At 40.9% G+C, this 23,606-nt stretch carries 23 protein-coding genes; 3 read left to right on the top strand and 20 right to left on the bottom strand.

Features of this window, described 5'->3' with window-relative positions:
• Positions 1 to 185: 185 nt before the first annotated feature.
• The 4 genes from BW961_RS09100 to BW961_RS09085 form a co-directional block, all read right to left on the bottom strand.
• On the bottom strand, positions 186 to 980 hold the full coding sequence (locus tag BW961_RS09100; protein WP_068585673.1) for an HAD family hydrolase: 795 nt from the start codon (positions 978 to 980) through the stop codon (positions 186 to 188).
• A 24-nt stretch (positions 981 to 1,004) separates the two neighbouring features.
• Positions 1,005 to 1,544, bottom strand: a complete 540-nt coding sequence (locus BW961_RS09095) for a hypothetical protein (protein ID WP_068585675.1) — start codon at positions 1,542 to 1,544, stop codon at positions 1,005 to 1,007.
• 26 nt (positions 1,545 to 1,570) lie between these two features.
• Positions 1,571 to 1,774: a DUF896 domain-containing protein gene (locus BW961_RS09090; RefSeq protein ID WP_068586089.1), complete on the bottom strand. Its 204-nt coding sequence runs from the start codon at positions 1,772 to 1,774 to the stop codon at positions 1,571 to 1,573.
• A gap of 98 nt (positions 1,775 to 1,872) precedes the next feature.
• Positions 1,873 to 2,247 (bottom strand): LysM peptidoglycan-binding domain-containing protein, encoded by a 375-nt coding sequence (locus tag BW961_RS09085; RefSeq protein ID WP_068585679.1) that lies wholly within the window; start codon positions 2,245 to 2,247, stop codon positions 1,873 to 1,875.
• Positions 2,248 to 2,422: 175 nt separating this feature from the next.
• Here BW961_RS09085 and lexA point away from each other — a divergent pair, with 175 nt between their 5' ends.
• A complete protein-coding gene (gene lexA / locus BW961_RS09080) occupies positions 2,423 to 3,049 on the top strand; it encodes a transcriptional repressor LexA (protein WP_068585682.1) in 627 nt (208 codons plus the stop codon).
• A gap of 161 nt (positions 3,050 to 3,210) precedes the next feature.
• Positions 3,211 to 3,867, top strand: coding sequence for a pentapeptide repeat-containing protein (locus tag BW961_RS09075; protein WP_068585685.1), 657 nt, complete (start codon positions 3,211 to 3,213; stop codon positions 3,865 to 3,867).
• 301 nt (positions 3,868 to 4,168) lie between these two features.
• On the opposite strand, the gene BW961_RS09070 is transcribed toward BW961_RS09075, so the two are convergent.
• The gene (locus BW961_RS09070; RefSeq protein ID WP_082867481.1) at positions 4,169 to 4,336 is read right to left on the bottom strand and encodes a hypothetical protein; all 168 of its coding nucleotides are present in this window, start codon (positions 4,334 to 4,336) and stop codon (positions 4,169 to 4,171) included.
• Between the two features lie 118 nt (positions 4,337 to 4,454).
• On the opposite strand from BW961_RS09070, the gene BW961_RS09065 reads away from it, so the two are divergent.
• Entirely contained in the window at positions 4,455 to 4,880 is a 426-nt protein-coding gene (locus tag BW961_RS09065; protein ID WP_068585688.1) for a hypothetical protein, read from the top strand.
• A gap of 18 nt (positions 4,881 to 4,898) precedes the next feature.
• Here BW961_RS09065 and BW961_RS30410 read toward each other — a convergent pair whose 3' ends face one another.
• The 15 genes from BW961_RS30410 to BW961_RS08995 form a co-directional block, all read right to left on the bottom strand.
• Positions 4,899 to 5,042, bottom strand: a complete 144-nt coding sequence (locus BW961_RS30410) for a hypothetical protein (protein WP_156510134.1) — start codon at positions 5,040 to 5,042, stop codon at positions 4,899 to 4,901.
• A gap of 61 nt (positions 5,043 to 5,103) precedes the next feature.
• Positions 5,104 to 6,432, bottom strand: a complete 1,329-nt coding sequence (gene glnA, locus BW961_RS09060; protein ID WP_068585691.1) for a type I glutamate--ammonia ligase — start codon at positions 6,430 to 6,432, stop codon at positions 5,104 to 5,106.
• An 82-nt stretch (positions 6,433 to 6,514) separates the two neighbouring features.
• Positions 6,515 to 6,925, bottom strand: a complete 411-nt coding sequence (locus BW961_RS09055) for a MerR family transcriptional regulator (protein ID WP_068585694.1) — start codon at positions 6,923 to 6,925, stop codon at positions 6,515 to 6,517.
• Between the two features lie 81 nt (positions 6,926 to 7,006).
• Positions 7,007 to 8,260, bottom strand: a complete 1,254-nt coding sequence (locus BW961_RS09050) for a methionine gamma-lyase family protein (RefSeq protein ID WP_068585697.1) — start codon at positions 8,258 to 8,260, stop codon at positions 7,007 to 7,009.
• A 163-nt stretch (positions 8,261 to 8,423) separates the two neighbouring features.
• The gene (gene hflX / locus BW961_RS09045) at positions 8,424 to 9,722 is read right to left on the bottom strand and encodes a GTPase HflX (RefSeq protein WP_068585700.1); all 1,299 of its coding nucleotides are present in this window, start codon (positions 9,720 to 9,722) and stop codon (positions 8,424 to 8,426) included.
• Positions 9,723 to 9,785: 63 nt separating this feature from the next.
• Complete coding sequence (locus tag BW961_RS09040) at positions 9,786 to 10,781, bottom strand: AAA family ATPase (RefSeq protein WP_068585702.1); 996 nt, start codon at positions 10,779 to 10,781, stop codon at positions 9,786 to 9,788.
• A gap of 54 nt (positions 10,782 to 10,835) precedes the next feature.
• Positions 10,836 to 11,525 carry a YdcF family protein gene (locus tag BW961_RS09035; protein WP_068585706.1) on the bottom strand — a complete coding sequence of 230 codons (690 nt, stop codon included), beginning with the start codon at positions 11,523 to 11,525 and terminating at the stop codon, positions 10,836 to 10,838.
• On the bottom strand, positions 11,522 to 12,079 hold the full coding sequence (locus BW961_RS09030) for a ribonuclease FAU-1 family protein (RefSeq protein ID WP_068585709.1): 558 nt from the start codon (positions 12,077 to 12,079) through the stop codon (positions 11,522 to 11,524). The genes BW961_RS09035 and BW961_RS09030 overlap by 4 nt, the downstream gene beginning before the upstream one ends.
• Positions 12,080 to 12,372: 293 nt before the next feature.
• Positions 12,373 to 14,964: a transglycosylase domain-containing protein gene (locus BW961_RS09025; RefSeq protein ID WP_068585711.1), complete on the bottom strand. Its 2,592-nt coding sequence runs from the start codon at positions 14,962 to 14,964 to the stop codon at positions 12,373 to 12,375.
• 121 nt (positions 14,965 to 15,085) lie between these two features.
• Positions 15,086 to 15,325 (bottom strand): RNA chaperone Hfq, encoded by a 240-nt coding sequence (gene hfq / locus BW961_RS09020; protein ID WP_068585714.1) that lies wholly within the window; start codon positions 15,323 to 15,325, stop codon positions 15,086 to 15,088.
• Positions 15,326 to 15,344: 19 nt separating this feature from the next.
• Positions 15,345 to 16,325: a tRNA (adenosine(37)-N6)-dimethylallyltransferase MiaA gene (gene miaA, locus BW961_RS09015; RefSeq protein ID WP_068585717.1), complete on the bottom strand. Its 981-nt coding sequence runs from the start codon at positions 16,323 to 16,325 to the stop codon at positions 15,345 to 15,347.
• On the bottom strand, positions 16,309 to 17,097 hold the full coding sequence (locus tag BW961_RS09010) for a class I SAM-dependent methyltransferase (protein WP_068585720.1): 789 nt from the start codon (positions 17,095 to 17,097) through the stop codon (positions 16,309 to 16,311). The genes miaA and BW961_RS09010 overlap by 17 nt, the downstream gene beginning before the upstream one ends.
• A gap of 48 nt (positions 17,098 to 17,145) precedes the next feature.
• The gene (gene mutL, locus BW961_RS09005) at positions 17,146 to 19,098 is read right to left on the bottom strand and encodes a DNA mismatch repair endonuclease MutL (RefSeq protein WP_068585723.1); all 1,953 of its coding nucleotides are present in this window, start codon (positions 19,096 to 19,098) and stop codon (positions 17,146 to 17,148) included.
• Between the two features lie 326 nt (positions 19,099 to 19,424).
• Complete coding sequence (mutS, locus tag BW961_RS09000) at positions 19,425 to 22,184, bottom strand: DNA mismatch repair protein MutS (RefSeq protein WP_068585724.1); 2,760 nt, start codon at positions 22,182 to 22,184, stop codon at positions 19,425 to 19,427.
• 66 nt (positions 22,185 to 22,250) lie between these two features.
• Positions 22,251 to 23,504 carry a putative amidoligase domain-containing protein gene (locus BW961_RS08995; RefSeq protein ID WP_139331573.1) on the bottom strand — a complete coding sequence of 418 codons (1,254 nt, stop codon included), beginning with the start codon at positions 23,502 to 23,504 and terminating at the stop codon, positions 22,251 to 22,253.
• Between the last annotated feature and the right edge of the window lie 102 nt (positions 23,505 to 23,606).

The following is a 23,606-nucleotide window of genomic DNA, read 5'->3' as shown; positions in this document are numbered from 1 at the left end:
GTATGTACTCATTCTACTTATCAATTCTATTATAAAGCTCAAACTCCATCAGAACGAATCATTTATACACAATATTGTGACATTTATCATATAAACAAAAAAACCTCTCACTCTACCGAAACAGAGAAAAAGGCTTTTGATACAAACAAATGAGAACAAATCCATATTTTTGGTGAAATAATGTTTTAAGAGAATTGAGCAATGATCTTGTGCAGTTGTGATAGATGCTCAATTTCGAAGTTGGGTACAATTTCTGGGTCCGCAGGTTTGTTGGTTCTATTAATCCATACCGTCTGAATTCCTGCAGCTAGACCTCCACGGATATCCGTCGTCAGTTTATCACCAACCATAAGTGCTTGATCGTTAGTAACGCCTAGTCTAGAAAGTGCATGATTAAAAATAGAAACGTCCGGTTTACCTTTACCGAATTGACCAGAAATGATAATCTCATCGAAATAAGGAGCTAATTCTGGAACACCATCCAACTTCTCTTGCTGTAATGCTGGACATCCATTCGTAAGTAAAAGTAATTTCACCTTTCCACGTAATTCTTTAAGCACTTGAAAGGTTTCCTCATATACATGTGGACGAGAACGTCTTTCCGCTCCGAATTGCTCAGCAAGTTCCGCACCCAACTGAGCGTCGTCAATACCCATTTTCAAAAGGCCAAGTCTCCATGATTCTTTACGATATAAAGGAACAATCTGTTCTAGCTGACGAAATTCAGATTGTTCCCCTGCAGTAAAGTGCCCCCAGAGTCCTTCAAATGGGTTAATGCCAATCATGGTAGTGAAAGGATATGTCTCATATGACTCATACAGCGCTCTAGCTTCAATTCTAACAGCAGCTTCTAATTGAATAGGATCTATTCCAGTAATATCAGCAGCTCTCTTACAAGTGGCTTCAAAAGATTCCTCAACACTACGATCATCCCACAATAGGGTGTCATCTAAATCAAACATAACAGCATTTATCGACATCTCTCTAATTCTCTCCCTCACCCATTACTTTTCGAAAGGTATGTTGTTTGCTTTAGCGAATTCTTCCAATCGTAACCCCATAGCTTGAATATCATAGCGGTTAATGAGACGAGTAAATACCCAGTTACCACCCTTGCCACTCTGCTCGATCACAACGGAACCCTTGGCTACTTTAATGTTTGTAATCTTAGAAGCTGATATGTCACGCACTCTATTTAACCTCGTCGTCTGTAATGTATCTTTACCTACAAGCAAGTATGGACGTCTCAAATAAATAATGACCCCAAGTAAAATGTATGCCCCCATGATAAACCATGTCATCGTAGGTGTATTTAAGTTCTCTTTGCCAGGAACATTACTTGAAGCAATACCAAGTAGTCCATATAAACATGCTAACAAAACTAACACAACAGGAAGAGCTATTTTACGACCCTTAAAAGCTTCTCCACTTGCCGCAGATCCTGCACTCGACATACTGGAAATGCTTGATTTACCTTGTTTCTTACGTTGCTTATTGAGCTGGGTTTTATTTTTCTGTACCATTCTCTCCCACGAACGAGCCATGCCGTTGTCCCCCTTATAATGTAGGTTTACTTATTACTGTCTTGATCAGAACTCGATAGTTCATCTGTGAATTCTATCGAATCCAACTGTTGCTTGAAATTGTTACGAATGTTCTGAAGGTAGTGTTCACGTAGACGCGCACGTTCTTGCATTTCATCCTCATTTAAGCCTACTGTTTTCTTCTTTTGGGCAAGTTCATTAATACGTAATATCACGTTGTCTATATCCATAAACTTTCCTCCAATCAAGACTAACAGTACTAACTTTGCCATGATAAAAAGAGCTTGTCAAGGATTCCTCCTCAGCAAGCTCTATTGAACGTTCTAATTCAGTATTGTGGTAATGAGAGCACCTCTCCAGCCTTGATTGTACCGCTAGATAATTCATTTAAATGTTTCATTTCTTTGATGTATACGCGAGTATCCATACCAGCAGGTTTCTCTTGAATGGCAATCCCCCAAAGCGTATCTCCAGGCTGAATGATCAAATGTCTCTCTTCACGAACCTCTCCGGCAGAATTAGCAAATGCACTGACCATCCCAGTACAGCCTACTGTCAATAGTAACAACACCCATATCAGTCTCTTAATCAACTGTGGGGATATGAAAGCATTTAGTTTTACTCTCCATGCATATGTATTTGTACGTGTAAGTGCATCGCTACTAGGTCTATGAATACTTTCGTAAGTACTATATCTCAACATATTAATACCATCTCCCAAACGTTTGTTCTTGTTATTGAAATAACTATAACACGAACACTTGTTTCTTTCAACACTTTTTAGAACAAACGTTCTTGCCAATTTAGAACCTACGTTTGTGCGAACGGCAGTTCTATGTTATAATTTCCCGAAAGTCACTTTAATGAGGTGGGTAAATATGTCGAAGATATCTAGCCGACAACAGTCTATACTAGAATTCATACGTAACGAAGTACGTACTAAGGGATATCCACCATCCGTACGGGAGATCGGAGAAGCTGTTGGACTAGCTTCTAGTTCAACTGTACACGGACATTTGGACCGCTTAGAAAAGAAAGGCCTCATTCGTAGAGATCCAACTAAACCGCGAGCGATTGAAATTTTGGGACAAGAAGAGTCTGAGAACTCTCATCTTTTCACTCATGATGTATCCCGCGTACCAATTGTTGGTAGAGTGACGGCCGGTATACCTATTACTGCAACAGAGAATATAGAAGATTATTTCCCACTTCCTCAACATTTCGTGGGTGATGAGAAAGTATTTATGCTCTCTGTCATGGGAGATAGTATGATTGAAGCTGGTATTCATGATGGAGACCTTGTCATTGTACGCCAACAACAGACAGCTGATAACGGCGATATCGTTGTTGCGATGACCGAGGAAGATGAAGCTACGGTCAAGACTTTTTATAAAGAGAAGGATCATATCAGACTCCAACCTGAGAATCCAACTTATGAGCCATTACGTTTAAATCATGTCACGATCCTAGGTAAGGTTGTGGGTCTCTTCCGCGACATTCATTAGCAATCATCATTTCAAATTGTTATTAATTATTTATGCGACAGGAAAGGATACGGTTGCTTACCATGAGCTGTGTTCTTTTCTTTGGTTAATTGAATATTATTCTTTTTGCAAGGAGGATATAAGTACATGAGTACGATTGTTCAGAACGAGGTGGGAACCGCATGAAGACTAAGAAGTTAAGTAGTAAAATGGAATCGCCAAAAATCCCCCTGGATCTACCCGATAAATCACCTCTTGCCATGGAGATTCAGTCTGAGGATTGTATTGAAAGAGGAAAGTTTCAAGACTGCTTAATGGATAATAAGAGCTTAGATCGAGTTACTTTTGATGAGGTTATATTTAATAACGTGAACTTTTCCCATTCTAATTTCACTAATTTGGAGCTAACCGATGTCATTTTTGATAAGTGTGACCTTTCCAATGTAGACTTCAGTAACGCAAGCATTCACAGAACAGTGTTTCGAAATTGTAAACTCATTGGGATGGATTTATCTGAATCTACACTTAGAAACGTTCTTTTCACGAATTGTTTAGGGGAATTTTCAAATTTCAGGTTTGCAAATATGAAACAGGTTAACATCGAAGATTGCACATTTTCTAGCTCAGACTATTGTTATTCCACTTTGAAACAAGTGAATTTTCTACGTTCCAATCTAGATCAAGCTCAATACTCTGGAGCGAAACATGATGGACTTGATTTCAGTACATGTGAGTTCTCTTCATTAAGTATTAATCTGGATGACCTAAAAGGTTGCTCGATTTCCAAACAACAAGCCCATGTATTCGCAGGGCTATTGGATCTTGTCATTAAAGACTGAGTTACATCTGAATAAGTAATCAGGTATTCACCTCTATTTTCCATTTTCAACGCTATCACTTCTACATATATTGAATCGCATTCCTACATTAAGAATGCGGTTCATATTCACTTCTCACGAGAAAATGATAATACCCCTAAAATACTTTGAAAAACCAAAAAGATCCCCTTAGAATGTCATCAGCCATTCCTCAGGGACCTCCAATGTCAATTCCAAACGAAACTGTATATCAAATTATTCCATCCTTTTTAGTAAACATAATATGTCCATCGCTTGTAATTACAGTTCTCCTAACAGAGGTTCAATCATTATCTTTACCTATGGGAATTAAGATGTTTTTATTAGTTCCATTACCCAGCTGTCCTTTAGTATTGTAGCCCCATCCCCATAGACTACCGCCCTCTTTATGAGCTAGTGTGTGAGCTGGTCCCGCCGAGACAGCTTTCCAATTAAATACTACTTTAGGCATCTTCCTTTCCAAAAAAAGTAGTTCATCTCGGGATTAACAGAAAATTAATAAGTCTATAGACCTATTTTTTCCAAAGTGGTACAATTAGTTAAAATTTTACTAGTTGAGGGGTTGCATCATGAATTGGAAGTTTATTAAGTTTAGTACACTGTTGGTTTTACTTTTTGTTCTGAGTGTACAACCGGTACTCGCTGCCGGAAAGACTGAAAAAATTAAAGTAACCTTCGTAAGCGCGGATTTAGTCCAAAATAACAGTGTGGGAAATGAATGGTGGTGGGGAGCGTTTGTTAACGGAAAGGAATTATCCGATGGGTCGAGTGTAACGATCAAAGCAGATTCCAATGGTACCATTAAGTTGCGCGCAGAAGCTCAAGAGCAAGATAAATATCCCGATGATGGAGTTGCAAATACAACTGTTAAAGTTTCCTCCATTAAATCTTCATTTAGTAAAAAAATAACAGTAGCTATCGTAGAAAACCGTGGACGTTACTCAGGCAATACCGCTAAAATGGAATTTGTATTTAAATTAGAAAAAATTAATTAATACATAATTTTCCTAGAACTACAACCAATCGCCGATATTGTGTGCGATTGGTTTTTTATTATTAGCTTCTAGATGATAGGTCAACTGTACTTTGTTCATCCATGATAAATTTTCCACAGTATCAAGAAGTTGTTCATCCTTATCAAGGATATAGCCCGCCAAAATCTCATATAACCACCCAAAGAAAAACCCTCAACGCTTAGAGCGCCAAGGGTTATAATTTCTAGTACAAAGTCATATATTGATCGCGTTCCCATTGGTGAACTTGAGTTCTAAACATATCCCACTCAATTTCTTTAAGCTCATAGAAATAAGCTAGAGCGTGATCACCAAGAGCTGATGTAATTACTTCGGAACGAATAAGTTCATTCAAAGCTTCTTTAAGGTTGGAAGGTAGACTTGGAATACCCTCTTCAATGCGCTCTTCTTCCGACATCACATAGATATTACGGTCGATTGGAGCCGGTAGTTTAGTTTCATTCTTAATACCATCTAGACCCGCTTTAAGCATAACAGATAGCGCTAGATAAGGATTCGCTGCTGGATCCGGATTACGTACTTCAACACGAGTGCTGAGTCCGCGAGATGCAGGGATACGAATCATTGGGCTACGGTTACTACCAGACCAAGCTACATAACAAGGTGCTTCGTAACCAGGCACAAGACGTTTATATGAATTGACAGTCGGGTTCGTAATAGCAGCAAATGCGCGCGCATGCTTCAGAACTCCAGCCATATAGTGGCGTGCTGTTTTGCTCAATCCTAATTCATCACTTTCATCATAGAAAGCATTCTCATCATTAATAAAGAGCGATTGGTGACAGTGCATTCCTGAACCATTTACTCCAAATAGGGGTTTAGGCATAAAGGTAGCATGTAGTCCATGTTCACGAGCAATGGTTTTTACAACCAACTTGAACGTTTGGATCTGATCCGCTGCTTTAATAGCATCTTCATATTTGAAGTCAATTTCATGTTGTCCTGGTGCTACTTCATGATGGGATGCTTCAACTTCAAAGCCCATCTCTTCAAGTGTAAGAACGATCTCACGACGACAGTTCTCACCAAGATCCATAGGAGAAAGGTCGAAATATCCACCTTGGTCATTCAATTCAGTCGTTGGATTGCCTTTTTCATCTGTTTTGAATAAGAAGAATTCAGGTTCTGGACCTACCATCATCGATGTAAAGCCCATCTCTTCAGCTTCTTTTAAATTGCGTTTCAAAATACCTCGAGGATCCCCAGCAAATGGTGTTCCGTCTGGCATGTAGATATCACAAATCAACCGAGCGATTCGATCTTCTGCTACCCACGGGAAAATAACCCAAGTATCAAGATCAGGATACAGATACATGTCTGATTCTTCAATACGTACATATCCTTCAATAGAAGAACCATCAAACATCATTTTGTTATCGACGGCTTTCTTCAGTTGGCTTACAGGGATTTCTACATTCTTAATCGTCCCTAGCAAATCAGTAAACTGTAAACGAACAAAGCGTACATTTTCTTCTTCTGCCATTTTTAAGATATCTTCTTTTGAATAACTCACAGAACCTCTCCCCTTTTCTCCTAATAATACTTAATTTATTTGATGAAATATCAAACCTTCATACACTTGGCTTGATAATTCCTCATTTATTAAAAAATCGAGACAACTCCCCTTGAAACAATGACACCTGCCCCGGTCTTTTGCCAGTTACAAGTTGTTGCTTAAGTAAACGATGAAGTTGTGAATCCGATAGTTCTCTACGCTTCACTTCAGTATCTGGCGTCATAACTGTTGCTTCCTCAGATTCCTTCATCACCGGGTTCATAACTTGCTTAATACCAGCGATATTAACACCCTTCTCAATCAAAGCCTTAATCTCAAGCAGTCTTTCCACATCGTTAAAAGAGAACAAACGCTGGTTCCCTGCCGTACGTGCCGGAACGATCAACTGATGTTGTTCATAGTAGCGAATCTGTCGTGCTGATAAATCAGTCAACTTCATCACGATACCAATCGGGAATAACGCCATATTTCTACGAATTTCATCTCCCACGACTCATCAACCTTCCAATGATCTAATATCTATCATTGTAACAATTCCCAATGCACGGTGTCAAGGACGTGTTAGGTAAACTCACAATAAATTTCTGTCTTTCATGACTTGGATCGTTTTTAGCACCCCATATTTAACATGTGCATAGGTTAGTCCACCTTGCATATACCCTATGTAAGGTTCTCGAATGGGTGCATCCGCAGATAATTCCAAACTCCCACCTTGAATAAAGGTACCTGCCGCCATGATGACAGGATGTTCATACCCTGGCATTTCCCACGGTTCAGGAACAACGTGACTATCGACAGCTGCTGCTAACTGAATACCTTGAACAAATGCAATTAAATGCTCTGGTCCAGTGAAGGATATCGCTTGAATGAGGTCCGTTCGTTTCTCATGCCAGGCAGGTTTCGTAACAAATCCTACTTTTTCAAACATGGCCGCAGCAAATATACTACCCTTTATCGCTTGTCCCACAAGTGTTGGAGCAAGGAACAAGCCTTGGTAGATGCCTCTAGTCGTTCCCATCATAGCGCCTACCTCGCCACCAATTCCCGGTGCTGTTAAGCGGTATGCGGCTAATTCAACGTACTTTTTCTTACCGCAAATATAACCACCCGTCTCCGCGATTCCACCACCAGGATTCTTAATTAAAGAACCAGCGATAAGATCAGCTCCAACATTGGTAGGTTCATATTCCTCCGTAAATTCACCATAACAGTTATCAACGAACACGATTAGCTCCGGATTAATAGCTTTTATTCTTCGAACCATCTCACCAATCTGTTCTACTGTGAACGATGAACGCCAATCATATCCTCGTGAACGTTGAATTCCTATGACTTTCGTGGCAGGCGTAATTCCATTCTCAATCGCAACCCAATCCACATTTCCATCCTCTTGCAGTTCTGCTTCTCGGTAAGTGATCCCGAAATCTAATAACGAACCATGACCGTCTCCTACTGAACCAATTACCTTGTGAAGTGTGTCATAGGGACGTCCAGTGATATAAAACAATTCATCTCCAGGGCGTAGCACCCCAAAAAGTGCTGTAGAAATCGTATGCGTTCCTGATGCAAAATGAGGTCTGACCAAGGCAGCTTCAGCACCAAATACATCGGCATATACTAAATCTAGCACCTCGCGGCCTCGATCATTGTAGGCATAACCCGTAGATCCAGCAAAATGAAAATCACTCACATGATGATTTTGAAATGCGTCAATGACTTTCCATTGATTGAGATCTACAATGCGATCCACAGCCTGAATCCGATCTTTAATCTGATGCTCTATCGCGATCATGTCTTGTTCTAGTTCTTCCGTAAATCTTGCCATAACTCTTCTAGATTCTCCCTTGCTGTCATCAATCAATGCGTATTGTATTTATTTGTTATCTATAAAATCAGTCTATATCGATTGAACTAAATTTTTCTATCCCCCGTGCAATCTTTTCTAAAGAAGATCACGAATATTGGGGTTCGTCTTTAGTTCATTCTATCTAGGTATGTGATACTTCAATATAATCTTGTAGCAAATAGCCATTTTTCTCATAATCATCTTTGTGAAGGATTACCTCATAAAGTGAATCACTACCGTCGAATTCTTGATTAACAATTTCGCCCACACGATATAACAGAGATGCTAGATCTCCGCGATCCGCAGGAATTCGGAAAATAATGGTGTCCCCTGTGAGTATAGTCTGGATCGCATCCCTTATCGCTAGCAAATCCGCTTCATCAAATGCACTGATCGTCAAATGCCCTTCTCCGGTATTCAACATTTCCAGTTGTTCTGGTGTACAACGATCCTTCTTATTATAGAGTACAATTTGCGGTTTATCAGATGCACCTAAATCCACAAGAATAGACTGAACCACTGCCATCTGGTCTTCTCTCATTTCTGAAGAAGCATCGACAACATGAAGGATCAGATTCGCTTCGTTTGCTTCCTCTAGCGTTGCACGGAAAGCAGCAATGAGATCATGAGGTAGATTCTGAATAAATCCAACGGTATCCGTAATCACCACTTCTTTTCCTGTAGGTAGCTCTAATACGCGAGTGGTAGGATCTAATGTTGCGAACAATTGATCTTGAATATATACGTCTGCATCGGTTAGCTCTTTCAGTAAAGTTGATTTACCCGCATTCGTATATCCAACAAGCGCTACTTGAAAGACACCTGCCTTCTGTCTACGTTCGCGATACAGTGTACGATGCTTTGTAATTTCTTCTAATTGATCCTTCAAATCGTTAACACGATTTCGAATATGACGTCTGTCCATTTCAAGCTTACTTTCACCTGGACCTCTAGTCCCAATCCCACCGCCAAGACGAGAAAGATTCGTACTATGTCCGGAAAGTCGTGGCAGTAGATACGTTAACTGCGCAAGCTCAACCTGAATAATTCCTTCACGTGTATTAGCTCTTTGAGCAAAAATATCAAGAATTAATTGGGTACGGTCAATAATCTTAACATCTAGACTTTCCTCTAAATGCCGCACCTGTGCCCCTGATAGTTCATGATCAAATATAGCCGTAGTTGCATCTACTGCTTCCATTGCCATTCGAAGTTCTTCTACTTTACCTTTACCGATGAAAAATTTAGGATCCGGTTTGGCAAGATTCTGACTAATCGTATCCATAACTTCTACGCCTGCTGTTTCAGCTAACTGCACTAATTCATGAAGAGAGTATTCCGGATTGATCCCCTTTTTCTTAACGGAATCTGTCACTAAGCTGACCAGTACTGCCCGGTCTGGTAAATCTGTTTCTGTATCAAACGTGATGTTATTAGCCATGAATTAAATTACCCCTTTATCTGCTATAAAAATGTTAGTTGTGTTTGAATCATCCAACTCGAGTTATATACTCGAGTTGGACTTTGTTGTTTCAAACTTGAAATCTTCCGTACGTAATGTCATCAGTTCTTGTTTGCCTGGATTACTATTCTCATACTGATTGAGAAGTCGAACCGCATGATTACGAATCGATTTCTCGATTAAATTCCGTACATATCTCGCATTGCTAAATGCATGTAAACTTTCATTCTTTTCCTGTGAGATATGCTGTCTTAATTTAAGTATCGCCTGTGGCATGAGAATATAGTCTCGATCGCGAGCCATCAGTTCTGAGATCTGAATGAGTTGATCAATCGAATAATCGGAGAAATCGACTTGAATGGGAAAACGTGAGGGAAGCCCAGGATTGGTCTGTAGAAAGTAATCCATTTCATCGCAATAACCTGCAAGGATAAGGATGAATTGGTTTTTGTTATCTTCCATGGCTTTTACCAATGTATCAATCGCTTCTTTTCCAAAATCTTTCTCCCCACCACGAGCCAGACTATAAGCTTCATCAATGAAAAGAATGCCTCCCATGGCCTTTTTAACGAGATCTCTCGTTTTCTGTGCCGTATGTCCAATATACTCCCCAACTAAATCCGCACGTTCTACTTCGATCAGATGCCCCTTACTGAGTACACCCATCTTCTGAAATATCTTGGCAATAATTCTTGCGACGGTTGTCTTTCCTGTTCCTGGGTTCCCTTTAAATATCATGTGATAGACATGCCCACCACTTGCAAGACCCGCATCCGAACGCATCACAGCAACCTGAAGAAGTGCATAGATTTCAAACACTAATTCTTTAATGTTATCTAACCCAATAAGTAGTTCTAACTCTCGTTGAATTTCTTGATACAAACCTTGTTCAGGAGTACCCTTTGGTACCTTTAAGGTATCACGTTCAGGAACCGCATTGGTCTGTATCGGCGTATCTTGGCTACGTAAAACAACATTGATTTGTCTAGATGGCCTGCCCTCAGGCTGGCCGTTAGAGGCCATGACACGCCCGCTCATGCACCATCACCTCATTATCTACTGGGATGATATCTCTATTCAATGTATTCAACTTTACGCAGGGTTATTAACAGTTTCGAGTGATTTCCATCCAAGCCTTAACATCCACTCGTCTAATTTCCACTTCGTGTAGGCTAGAATTTCTCTACTCTTATGATAAGGCATGGAAAGAACCTCAGATTGTGTCGTTGACAATACTGGATGATCGTAGTTCAAATATTCAGCAATTTCGAGAGAACGCATACCATGGTATGTATGTGTGATGATAACAGCAGAATTCCAACCATTCTTCTTCATGATAAATTGGCTGAATTGCAAATTCTCCAACGTGCTGGTTGCATTGTTCTCCATTATGATTGCATCGTCCGATACACCGTGATCCAGTAGATATTGGCGCATCCCTTCAGCTTCAGTGTATTTGAAATCTGGCTGATCCAACCCCCCACTTACGATGAAGTGATTGAATTTCCCATCATGAAATAGCTTCAGTCCATAATTCAGTCTTTCTGAAAGACTTGGGCTTGGAGAATCACCCCACATCGATGAGCCAAGAATAATGCCAACATCCACCGATTCATATTGACTTGAATCGGATGGATGCACGCTATTAACCTTCCATAATACATTACCTAACCAAGCAAGTATCAAAACGGCTATTATTAGAATAATGAATAGAGTCCTCTTGATTAACCGTGAACCTTTGTTGCCATTACGAATCAATGAAATGTTAGAGTTAAGAATCATGAGTTCCTCCTGAATTCACCGTTCTCAAATAATTGTTTACGGTGTTCTATCGACATCAGGAAATAGGGGAAATGATGGGCGTCAATCTCATCTAGCAATTGTTTCGCCGTTGATACTGCTAATTCATAATCAACGTTAGTAATATCTTTACGATTCAGTGCATCATCTAGCTCATCTTCATCTAGAAGAAATACTTCACCGTTACGAAGTACAACAACATCTAAATACAAATCATCAAACCAAGGAACACCTTGTTCAGTTACCCCTTGTGTTTTACATGTATCAATATACCATTGTATAATTTCTTGCTTCTCATCAAACATCGCCGTCACGATATAATGGCTGTTCTTGGGATAATATTGTAGCCAAGAATATCCTTTATCCGCAATCCGATACGTATGACTGCCATAGGTTTTCCAAAGCGGTTCCTTTAGGTTATAAATGGTATATAACGTAATATAGCCTGTAAACCTCTTGGTCTCTACATAACGGCAGGTAAAGCGGCGACGTGATATTCTGCGCCAGTTCGCACGATCCCCAAATTTACGTTTCATGGAAATTACCCTCTCCAGTATGTTAGCTACAGCTTAACACATTTGTGATTCACACTCAAAAGAAGCGCTCTGTAATTCATAACCCCAACTACTTATTTATCAATTATACAACAGACTCCAATTTATCCCACGTTATTTTAGAACGAAGTAAAATTATTTAACAAATCAAGTAGAAACGGCTATGCTGTCCTCATTCAGCGGAAATATAAGGCATAGTGTATGAAGTGAAACTTATACTTTCTTATATTTCAAAAAAAGCCTCCGATAAATCGGAGGCTTCTTTCTTAATGACTTTATGGCGTTGTAGTCCCTTGTGATGCACCGTTCTCCGTTGTGCCTGTGTTGACCGATCCTGGATCTACAGGGTTAGTCACACCCGAATCCCCACCAACAGGAGGAACTGTTTGTTCAGGGGGAACCGTTGTTCCATCCGGCGGTATAGTCTCCCCACCTGTTCCTGGGTTAGTCTCTGGAACTCCCGGTATCGTGCCTCCACCTGTATTTCCATTATTTCCGTTTCCGGTATTTCCATTACCCGTTCCATTATTACCACTACCGTTATTCCCATTACCTGACCCATTATTACCATTACCGTTATTAATATCTGGTTGTTCGGTATCCGGTTCAGGCTCAATATCAGGTACCAACGGCTCTGTAAACACCTGAACGATATTAGACTTTTCTGATTCCGTGTTCGTATCTGCGAAGAATGCTGTTACGTAATATTCGTAAGTGTACCCTTCTACAATGTCGAAATCTTCAATATTACTTGCAATCGCAGCATCCTTAATTAATCTAAAATCACTCTCTGAAGATTCTTTACGGTATACATGATATTGCACGTTATTTCCTTCAACACCATTCCAATTCAAGGATACAATCTGAGTACTCGGATCATAAGAACCACTTAACCCAGTTACAACAGATACAATATCCGGTACTACAGGTACTTCTACTGGCGGTTTCACCGTCTCTGGTTTAGGGAAACTCTTCGCTTCAAAACCTTGTACTGCCTGCTCCATAACTTTCCCCCAGAACGTCGCAGCTAGAGAACTACTCTTATGAAGTAAGTGTGTTTTATCAGGGTTGTCGTAACCCATCCATACCGCGGCTGTTAATTCAGGAGTATACCCTACAAACCATACATCACGGTTAGATTTGTTACCTTTAATACCACTCTGAGTCGTACCTGTTTTCCCAGCAACCGGTCTACTAATGGCAGCTTTTTTCCCTGTCCCACTCTCAACAACATTCTTCATCATTTCCGTCATCTGATAAGAAGTGTCCTTACTCATCACTTCTACGCCATCTTTCTTACGCTCATATTTAACTTTATCATCACTATCTTTAATCTGTTTGATGGAATAAGCTTCATTAAACGTACCACCATTGGCGAATGCACTAAAGGCCTGAGACATCTCAAGTGTATTCGTCCCCTTACTCGTACCACCCAATGCTAGTGAAAGGTTCTTATCTTCTTTGTCCAGTGTAATACCCAGCTTCTGTGCAAACTTAAATCCGGTATTCACACCAATTTCATTCAATAACCATACAGCAGGAATATTCTCGGATTTCTGAATCGCATCTGGCATACTTATCGTATCTGAATAGCCATGTAAATTACCCGGACAGTAATTTGAGAAACACTGCTTCTTGTTACTTAGAGGGGAGTCTTTCGTATATTGACCCGATTCCAACGCTGGAGCATAGGACACAATCGGTTTCAATGCCGATCCAGGCTGTCTCCGACTACTTGTAACACGACTATATCCCTTGCGCTCATAGTCTCTACCGCCCATCAAGGCTACAATAGCTCCTGTGTCATTATTCATGATCACCATAGAAGCTTGTACCTGAACATCATCCGCACTCTTCTCGAAATTACTATCATCGGCGAACTCTTTTTCAATAACCTGTTGTGCATTAGCATCCATCGTTGTATAGATCTTATATCCGCCGACATTCAGATCATCTTGTGACAACCCCGTAACTTCCTCGGCTTCACTCATGACATAATCCATAAACGCTAGATACTGTTGCTTCTTAGCAGGCGGTGTATAGTCATACACCACATTCTTAGCTGTCTCTCTTTCTTCAGCCGTGATGTACCCCTGCTCCTGCATCAATTGCAGCACGATAGCACGACGCTCCTTTGAATTCTCAGGATTCCGAAGAGGGTTGTATTTAGTTGGTCCTTTTGGCATGGCAGCTAATGTCGCCATCTGCCAAACCTCTAATTGGCTAAGATCACTTTGCCCAAAATAATATTGAGATGCAGCCTTGATACCATAGATTTGACCACCGAAGTTAATACGATTAAGATACATCGATATAATCTGGTCTTTTGTGTTGTTGTTCTCTAATGCCATGGCAATAGATACTTCTGTCGCTTTCCGGAAGAATGTTTTCTCACGGGACAAGAAGATATTCTTAGCAAGCTGTTGTGTAATGGTGCTACCGCCCTCTACTTTAGCTCTAGCTATAATATCTTTAACAGCGGCACGACCGATGGACCAAATATCCACACCGCCATGCTCCATGAACCGTTTATCTTCAGTTGCAATAAATGCTTCCTTTAGCAATTTAGGAATTTGATCATCATCCACAGGTTCGCTCTTTTGAATGGATAATTGACCCATCAATTTCCCGTTTCGATCATACACTTTAGAATTCTCAGCAACAATCATCTTATCTTTATTCTCATTGTAAAGTCTTTCGCCATTCACTGTAATGAACAAGTATCCGGCTAATGCACAGAAAATTGCAAAGGCTGCTGTAAAAAACAGCGTCCAAAACAAACGTTTTTTAGATAACTTTCTCTTCTTTTTCTTCTTCTTAGGCGGTTCTGTATTTGTATTCGCCCTTGTAGGTCGTTTGCTAGCCATGTGGTTGCCTCCCTAACTCCTAATTCTAGTATCGGAATGAAAAGAACAACCCATAAGGTTGCTCATAGTCGATTTCCTATTCTTTTAAACGAAATAACTCCTGAAAAGGTTTCATAAAGTATTAAGCCTCTGTTGAAGGTTCCTGCATTAGTGAAACGTTACGTTGTGGAGTGATAGTTGAAATCGCATGTTTAAATAACATTTGTTGGCGGCCTTCACTATCCACAACAACCGTAAAGTTATCGAATGCTTTGATCGTTCCTCTGATTTGAAAACCGTTAACCAAAAAGATGGTAACTGAGATGTTTTCTTTACGTAGTTGGTTCAAAAAAGTATCTTGAATATTAATGGATTTGTTCATTAGCCGTACCCCCAATGGTTCAATTAGATTGTTTAGATATATATTCAATATCTGAGAGAAACTTTCCTGCTATTATATCACGTATCGAAGCGAAATTCTCAGAGAAATTATCTGCAGTCGTTACATCCACCCATGAAATGTCCTTCATATGGCGAAACCAAGACAACTGACGTTTGGCAAATCTACGTGTATCCCGCTTCAATAACGTAATCGTATCATCCCATGTTAACTCATCTTGTAGGTACGATATGATCTCTTTGTAGCCTAAACCTTGCATTGAGATTAGACCCGGTCCGTACCCCTTTTGAATCAATGATTTCACTTCTTCTAGAAGACCTTGTTCAATCATCTCATCAATACGGGCTTCAATACGTTTATATAGCATTTGTCTATCCATAGTCAAACCTACGATACATAAATCATATGGAGATACTTTCGTTTGAGCGGCCATTTGAGCTGAAAGAGTCGTATTTGTAAGATGAAAAATTTCAAGTGCACGGACGATTCTCCGTTGATCATTTGCATGTAATCTCTCAGCGCTGATAGGGTCTACAAGCTTTAAGCGATCATGCAAGGCTTCCGCACCATGACTCTGCGCAAAGGCGAATTGTTCATTTCGAAATTCCTCATCTGCCCCAACGTTGGTAAATTCAAATCCATAACAGACAGACTCAATATATAGCCCTGTTCCTCCAACAATAAAAGGCATGTTCCCTCTATCATGAATTTCAGCAATTAATCGACGACACTGCTCTTGAAATTCAGCGACTGAATAAGGATCATCTGGATCATGAATATCGATCAAATGGTGTGGAATTCCTTCCATTTCTTCTCTAGAAATTTTGGCTGTTCCAATATCCATCTGTCGATATACTTGCATGGAATCACCCGAAATAATCTCACAGCCATAGTGCTTTGCAATTTCGATACTCATCTTCGTCTTACCTACTGCCGTAGGACCTAACAAGACAAGCAAAGTAGGTTTATTCTCTATTGTCAAGGAATTTCACTCCATACGTGATATTTGAATTGGAACGTTCCAACATTTGGAAACCAAGTCGTGCAAATTCAGGGCTACCCCATTTTTCTTTAAGTATGACTGACTTTCTAGCTACACGTTCCGCTTGTTGTATACTCTCTAAGCTAAGTGCATCACTATTCGCAAATTGTCTTAACGGATTTATCGCCGAAGATGCCATTAAAGGCTGACGAAACATCGGATCGAAATACACAATATCCACACTATCATCCGGCATTTCTCTTAAAATATCCAGATGATCACCATGCCTTACTTCGATTCGACGCATCGCCTGATTAACTTCCTCTAGATCTGTGACATAATGGCTCATACCTTCTTTCAATAACGCAGCCAAATCACTCGAACTTTCCAATGAAATAACTTTACCCTCAGGCCCAGCTTTCACAGCAAATACAAGTGAATCACTTCCTAATCCAGCAGTACAGTCTAATACGGAATACCCTGCTTGCATCCCAGCGGCATCTAACATAGGATCATTATCGCCCTTTATCACGCGTTTCACTCTCACGTAACCCATACTTGGATGATAATCAATAGGCGGATGCCCAGGTCTGACTAATCTAGCACCATTCTCTAGCACCACAAGGGCTACTGAATCTTTCGAAGCCTGAACTAATTTCGTTATAGATGTCCTCTGCCGAGGAACATAGTTATATCCTAAATCCAAAGCCAAGGCTTTGGCTCGCTTGACCAACTTTTCTGGATCTTCACATCTTCCGGTCGTAATAATCATTGTTTTCTCCTGTCATATGCGATTAGAAGTTTAATTACGTAAGTTAAACTACATCACACGTTTAAATAGTTTCTCTAGATCATAAGAAGAGAATGAAATCACAATTGGACGTCCATGAGGACATGTATATGGCTGTTTACAAGCAGCGAGACGTTCTAAAAGTGTATCTGATTCTAGGTTCGTCAGCTTCTGATTCGCTTTGATGGAAGCCTTGCATGAACATAGAATGGATGATTTCTCTCTTAATTTGGCTAGATCAATCATACGTTCACTTAATACCCATTCTGCCATTTCTTCAATCAACGCTTGTTCGTCTCCCTTGGGGAACCAATAAGGATGCGCTCGAACACGGAAGGTTTGTCCACCGAAATGTTCTAAATAGACGCCAACTTGTTCGAACCAATTGATCTTTTGTTTCAACTGTTCCGTCTCCGAAGGCGTAAATTCTAAGGTAATCGGTAATAAAAGTTCTTGTGAAGCATCACCGGGACGTCCAAATTGTTCATAATAAAATTCATAATTGATCCGTTCGTGCGCGGCATGTTGATCAATTAAATAAAGCCCCTCTTCATTCTGAGCAATTAAATATGTCCCATGATGTTGCCCGATTAGTGTCAATTCTGGAAATGGTGGGATCTCAGGGGACCCATTTCTTGGAGTAGCATATACTTCTGGATTAAAAGGAACATTCTTTCCTTGTTCAGGACGATTTCCCATAGCCCCATTAATTCTATAATTCTGATCACTGCGTTCTCTCACAGGAGAATTCACAACTGAACGATCATCATTCATAACATAATTTGGTGGAATCATAGGTCGACTTGATGCGTTCTCCATCATATCAGATTGAACGAATATAGACGAATCTGATAATGACTTTTCGCTTTGATTTCTAGATTCAGCTGTAGCCAAATTCGCCGTTTGCTGATCCTTATTGAATCTAAACTGCTCCTGAATGAAAGAGGTACTTCCAGGGTTACCAATGGGATGTTTCACTGGCTGAGGAATAAGTACCTGTTGTCGTAGGACTGCATGTATTGCTTGTTCTACAAACGGATATAATTCATTCTCTTTACTAAAGCGTACTTCCAGCTTTGCGGGATGGACGTTCACATCCACGATCGAAGGATGCATCGTTAAAGAAAGGATGGCAAGTGGATAACGATTAATAGGCAATAACGTATGATAGGCTCTCAGTATCGCATGATTCAGACCGTTATTACGGATATAACGACCATTCACAAAAGTTGATATGGCGTTACGATTCGAGCGCGTCCATTCAGGGATACTTACATATCCTTGCAAGCTATAATCCATATCTTCCGCTTGAATGGGAAGCATTGCCTTTGCAGCCTGCGTTCCATAAATGGCAGCTATCACCTGGAGAAGATCACCATTTCCGACGGTCTGTAAGAGTGTATTATCATTATGTCTCAATGTAATCGCGATACCTGGATGAGATAAGGCAATCCGGTACATATAGTCTGAAATATGACCAAGTTCGGTCTGAATTGTTTTCATATATTTCAGCCTTGCCGGCGTATTGTAGAATAATTCTTTCACCACAAAATCAGTCCCACGAGGTGCAGCTGAATCATCATTTGAAAGTAGATTACCACCTTCAATGGTAAGTTTTCGCCCGAGTCCATCTTCTTGACTAGATGTGGTAAGTGCAATCTTTGATACGGATGCAATACTTGGTAATGCTTCCCCACGGAATCCTAGACTTGTAATATGAAAAAGATCGCGCCCATTTGTTATTTTACTGGTGGCATGTCGATAAAAAGCCGATTCACAATCTTCCGGCTCGATCCCTGATCCATTATCGGTTACCCGGATACTTTGGAGTCCGCCTTCTTCAATTGTCACTTCAATCTTCGTGCTCCCTGCATCGATTGCATTTTCCACGAGTTCTTTCACTACGGAGGCAGGACGCTCCACAACCTCACCTGCGGCAATCTGGTTGGCTATGTGCTCGTCCAATATGTGGATTTTGGCCATGGATTATCCCTCTCTCTTTTCGGTCTCAACACCATATTTTTTTTGAAAAAAGTTCATGTAAAATGTCCGCTACGGTAACGGATTGTTCTTCTGATCGCTGTTGACTTTGGATTTCTTGATTATATACCGCTTATAGCGGTAGAAATCCAAAGTCAAAGCATATGCTTTCGAAGTAGTTCTCCTACGGAAAACTTGTAGGCGAGCGCTATCGCTTCTTCAGAACAATTCCGTTACCTTCGCTACGTTTGCACATTTTATCCACTACTTTTTCCAAATAAAATAAATGAGTATAGTACAGACCCTTTTTTCGTTCGTTGTAGTTTATTTTAGATCCCTTTCGCTTTTACACTAAGCTCATGAAGTAATTGCATTGCTTGTAAGGGTGTCATGTTCATCAGATCGAGATTCTTCACGGAGTCGATAATTTGTGTAACGTTGCGGTTCATTGGCGCTATTGTTGATTCTTTCTTGGAAGGTTTTACTTCCTCTTCGCCAAAAATAGATAGCTGTACAACGTCGCTGACTTCTCTTATCTCGTCTTCGAGATAAGAACTGCTATGTTTATCCGCTGTGGGCTCGTTATATGACACAGCAGCAGCTACATCTGGTGCCACTGTGTCTGGTGCTGATTCAGTTGCCAAGGCTCTATCCGATGCCACCGCAACTTCTCTCACTGCGGCCACTTCAGAGGTCACTGTCGTGTGATCCAAGCTTTCGAGTAGGGTATTCGCTCGGTCAATAATGGAGTTGGGTAATCCTGCTAGTCGAGCGCAATATACGCCATAACTACTACCCGCTGCACCCGGAATTAATTTGCGCAAGAAGTGAACTTTATCGCCACTTTCTTGTACGGCCATGGAGTAATTACGTAATCCCTTCAGGCTACCTTCGATATGAGACAATTCATGAAAATGTGTCGATACTAATGCTTTACAACCAATCTCATCATGTACATATTCGATCACAGCCTGAGCGATAGCCATACCTTCACTGGTAGAGGTTCCACGTCCAAGTTCGTCGATAATAATAAGACTTCGTGGGGTTGCCTTCTCTGTCATTACTTGAATGTCTGCCATTTCTACCATGAAGGTACTTTGACCACCAATTAAATCGTCCGCTGCGCCAATTCTTGTGAATATACGGTCAACCATTGGAATCTCAGCCTTATTTGCTGGCACGAAACAACCTATCTGAGCCATGATGGAGATTAATGCAACTTGACGCATGTACGTACTCTTACCTGCCATGTTAGGACCTGTGATCAGCAAGATATTTGCTGATTCTTTAGACAAATTCGTCGCATTCGATATGAATGCGGAATCCTTCATCACAGCCTCAACCACAGGATGTCTACCACCTTCAATGATAAGGTCATAGTCTTCTGTCAGTACCGGCTTCACGAAGCCATGTTCTGCGCTCGTTGCCGCTAGCGATTGATACACATCTAGTTCTGCAACTTTCTCTGCGAGGGACTGTAGACGTGGTATTTGCTTGCTTAATTTCTCTCTCAACTCTGTAAAGAGTGCATATTCCAGATCAACCATCTTCTCCTGTGCTTCGAGAATGAGTCCCTCTTTCTCTTTCAGTTCAGGTGTTACGTATCGCTCTGCATTTGCAAGCGTCTGCTTCCGTTCATACCTACCTTCGGGTACAGATGCAATATGAGATTTGGTTATTTCGATATAATATCCGAACACTTTGTTGAAACCAATCTTCAGTGACTTAATGCCTGTTGCCACACGCTCTCTAGCTTCAAGCTCTGCAATCCATCTTTTCCCATTGATACTTGCTTCTCTTAGCTCGTCCAGATGTTCATGATACCCCGGCTTGATTAAGCCACCGTCACGGACAGATATCGGAGCTTCGTCTATAATTGCTTGATTAATTTCATCATGCAGATCTTCACACGCATCCAACTCTCTTGCAATTTTGCCAAGTGTTAAGGATGGTGTAGCTGCACACAACGCTTTAAGCGATGGTATTTGCCCTAATGACAACTTCAATGCTGTAAGATCACGTCCATTCGCATTACCGAAGGCTATTCTCCCCACAAGTCGCTCTAGATCGTAAATCTCTCGAAGGGACAGTCGTAAATCTTCACGCAATATAAGCTGATTGTACAATAGTTCAACAGCTTCAAGCCGTTCTTCGATCCGACTCCGATGTAACAGCGGTTTATCGATTCTACGTCGAAGTAATCGTGCACCCATCGACGTCTCTGTTTTATCTAGGAGCCACAACAAGGAGCCTTTCTTAGATCGTTCTCTAACCGTCTCTACCAGTTCAAGATTACGACGTGTAAAAGGATCCAATATCATAAAGTGACCTGGTTCATAAGGAGAAATTTGTGTTAACTGGCCTAACGACCTTCTCTGAGTCTCACTAAGATAGGAGATCAACACAGAGATACATAACGCTCTCTCTGGATCTAAGCGAGCCCAAGCCGCTTCTCCGAATTGACTTCGTACCATTCCTTCTTCTTTCTTGTCCCAAGGCGTATATACAACAGGTCGATTCCCCTGCAGCTGTAATGCCCGTATGCTGTCGAGCATTCCCACATCTCCGATAATCTCGGAAGGTTCATATATATTAATCTCATCACGAAGCCATTCCAGAGAGGATGGGACGGATGTGATATACAATTCACCTGTTGATAGATCACAAGCAGATAAACTCATCATCCCGCCTGATGTTGTAACACAGACTAAGTAATTATTTGATTTATCCGCAATATTCTTCCCATCCATTATGGTTCCCGGTGTTACAACTCGTACAATATCACGACGCACCATACCTTTGGTCGTTGCTGCATCCTCAAGTTGCTCACAGATAGCAACCTTGTAACCTTTTTCTATTAGACGCTGAATATATCCCTCAGCAGCATGGTAAGGCACACCACACATGGGTATGCGTTCATCCCCGCCGCCTCCGCGACCTGTCAGCGTTATTTCAAGTTCACGTGATGCCGCAATTGCATCTTCAAAAAACAATTCATAGAAATCACCCAGACGGAAAAACAAAAAAGCGTCCTGGGCTTGCTGCTTCACTTGCAAATATTGTTCAATCATTGGCGTATATTGGGCCATGAGTTACCTCCATACATCTTCTTTTACTTCAGAAAGTCATTTTTTCAAAACACGTACTTCGATATATTATAACACAGGAATATTCCATAACGGACGGATATCCCGTGATTCATCCCAGATCGTACCGCTAGAAATATGATCCAGTAATGGATCAATATACTTTGCATACTCCGAATAACCACGAAGAGACATCACATCTCTGAATAAAGGCTCTATACAACCTCGAATCACATTTCTATTTCCCTCATAATAGGCTCTATGAATAATCTCTTGATTCAAAGGTCGTAGAACGAGTTCCTTATAATGACGAACAATCAGATACGCGAGAAATACGACGCCCTTGGCAACAAGTGGTGATACCAAGAAGCTAGGAAGCGTTCGGTATTCAAATCCACCATGAGGTTGCCTTCTGAAATCTCCGAGATACCCATAACGTGGTCGTCTATTCAGACTTGTATGATCCTCAAGTAACATGACAGGGAGAGCTAGATAATTATCCAAGGCTTGCACAAGAGAATACGTGAGCACGATACCACTGAAATGTAAATGTCCTCCCAAGGGCAAACCGGGGACAGGCATCCCTCCAGCCATCCAGATTAGAGATCGATCTCGAATCAATTGCTTAGCGGACCCCAGTGCATGCATAAGCTCTACAAGTAACCCTCGTGGTTGTAAACTGGGTTCTGGACGTAGCTCTGCTACTGGGAAGCTCGTAATCCCATCCATATGAACCGCATCACATCCTACTTCTCCGATTCGTTCAAGAAATTGAGAAGCTGGAACCACTTCCATCGAAGAAGCATCTACAAGTAGAAATTCAGGATCCATACCCATCATGAGTTGAATGCCTTTCTTCTCCTCCTGCTCCAGAATGTTATGTAAATTTGCATACTGTTGCTTATATAATTTCAACAGAGTAGGCTCACGTAATTTCGAAAATGGTGTAACCCGCTCCACGACATATTGCCGTTCCCCGTATGTTGAAAGTATGGCTTCGCCTGACGCTAGGCCCAATGTATATAAACTGCGAACAGCCATTTTCGTTAATCTTTTCATCAGAGGGTTCTGTTCCAGTTCCAAGTTAGATCTCATGGCTATTCCAGTCCTGAGTCCTATTTCTTTATCACCACCGCCTAATTTACAAACGTCAAAGCCACGTAGATTACTTACTTGCACAGCGTATCTACTGCGGTAAGTTGATGGGTTTTGTTCACTTCCCGCACCACCTTCAGTGAATTGAGCAGACACACCCGAACGGATAAGACGAGCTTGAGCGATAGAAAGTGACATTGATTCATAAAGAGACCCTTCTCGATCCACTTACGTGACTCCCCCTTTCGTAAAATAAAAACAAAAAAGGAGGGCATCCGCCCTCTACACAGACGCCCTCGAATCATATACTACGTTATACCTTTCAATTCA

This window comes from Paenibacillus macquariensis (assembly GCF_900156375.1).
GTDB lineage: Bacteria > Bacillota > Bacilli > Paenibacillales > Paenibacillaceae > Paenibacillus_AQ > Paenibacillus_AQ macquariensis.
The sequence above is the reverse complement of the archived record's forward strand: the minus strand, read 5'-3'. Positions and strand labels throughout refer to the sequence as shown.

Bases quoted from the DNA above. Each gene is read 5' to 3' on its own strand.
- BW961_RS09025 (WP_068585711.1), bottom strand. From the start codon at position 14,964: ATGGCTAGCAAACGACCTACAAGGGCGAATACAAATACAGAACCGCCT.
- BW961_RS09085 (WP_068585679.1), bottom strand. From the start codon at position 2,247: ATGTTGAGATATAGTACTTACGAAAGTATTCATAGACCTAGTAGCGAT.
- BW961_RS09070 (WP_082867481.1), bottom strand. From the start codon at position 4,336: ATGCCTAAAGTAGTATTTAATTGGAAAGCTGTCTCGGCGGGACCAGCT.
- mutS (WP_068585724.1), bottom strand. From the start codon at position 22,184: ATGGCCCAATATACGCCAATGATTGAACAATATTTGCAAGTGAAGCAG.
- BW961_RS09090 (WP_068586089.1), bottom strand. From the start codon at position 1,774: ATGGATATAGACAACGTGATATTACGTATTAATGAACTTGCCCAAAAG.
- BW961_RS09035 (WP_068585706.1), bottom strand. From the start codon at position 11,525: ATGATTCTTAACTCTAACATTTCATTGATTCGTAATGGCAACAAAGGT.
- mutL (WP_068585723.1), bottom strand. From the start codon at position 19,098: ATGGCCAAAATCCACATATTGGACGAGCACATAGCCAACCAGATTGCC.
- BW961_RS09095 (WP_068585675.1), bottom strand. From the start codon at position 1,544: ATGGCTCGTTCGTGGGAGAGAATGGTACAGAAAAATAAAACCCAGCTC.
- BW961_RS09050 (WP_068585697.1), bottom strand. From the start codon at position 8,260: ATGGCAAGATTTACGGAAGAACTAGAACAAGACATGATCGCGATAGAG.
- BW961_RS09075 (WP_068585685.1), top strand. From the start codon at position 3,211: ATGAAGACTAAGAAGTTAAGTAGTAAAATGGAATCGCCAAAAATCCCC.
- BW961_RS09010 (WP_068585720.1), bottom strand. From the start codon at position 17,097: ATGATTATTACGACCGGAAGATGTGAAGATCCAGAAAAGTTGGTCAAG.
- hfq (WP_068585714.1), bottom strand. From the start codon at position 15,325: ATGAACAAATCCATTAATATTCAAGATACTTTTTTGAACCAACTACGT.
- hflX (WP_068585700.1), bottom strand. From the start codon at position 9,722: ATGGCTAATAACATCACGTTTGATACAGAAACAGATTTACCAGACCGG.
- BW961_RS09030 (WP_068585709.1), bottom strand. From the start codon at position 12,079: ATGAAACGTAAATTTGGGGATCGTGCGAACTGGCGCAGAATATCACGT.
- BW961_RS09100 (WP_068585673.1), bottom strand. From the start codon at position 980: ATGTCGATAAATGCTGTTATGTTTGATTTAGATGACACCCTATTGTGG.
- BW961_RS09065 (WP_068585688.1), top strand. From the start codon at position 4,455: ATGAATTGGAAGTTTATTAAGTTTAGTACACTGTTGGTTTTACTTTTT.
- lexA (WP_068585682.1), top strand. From the start codon at position 2,423: ATGTCGAAGATATCTAGCCGACAACAGTCTATACTAGAATTCATACGT.
- BW961_RS09040 (WP_068585702.1), bottom strand. From the start codon at position 10,781: ATGAGCGGGCGTGTCATGGCCTCTAACGGCCAGCCTGAGGGCAGGCCA.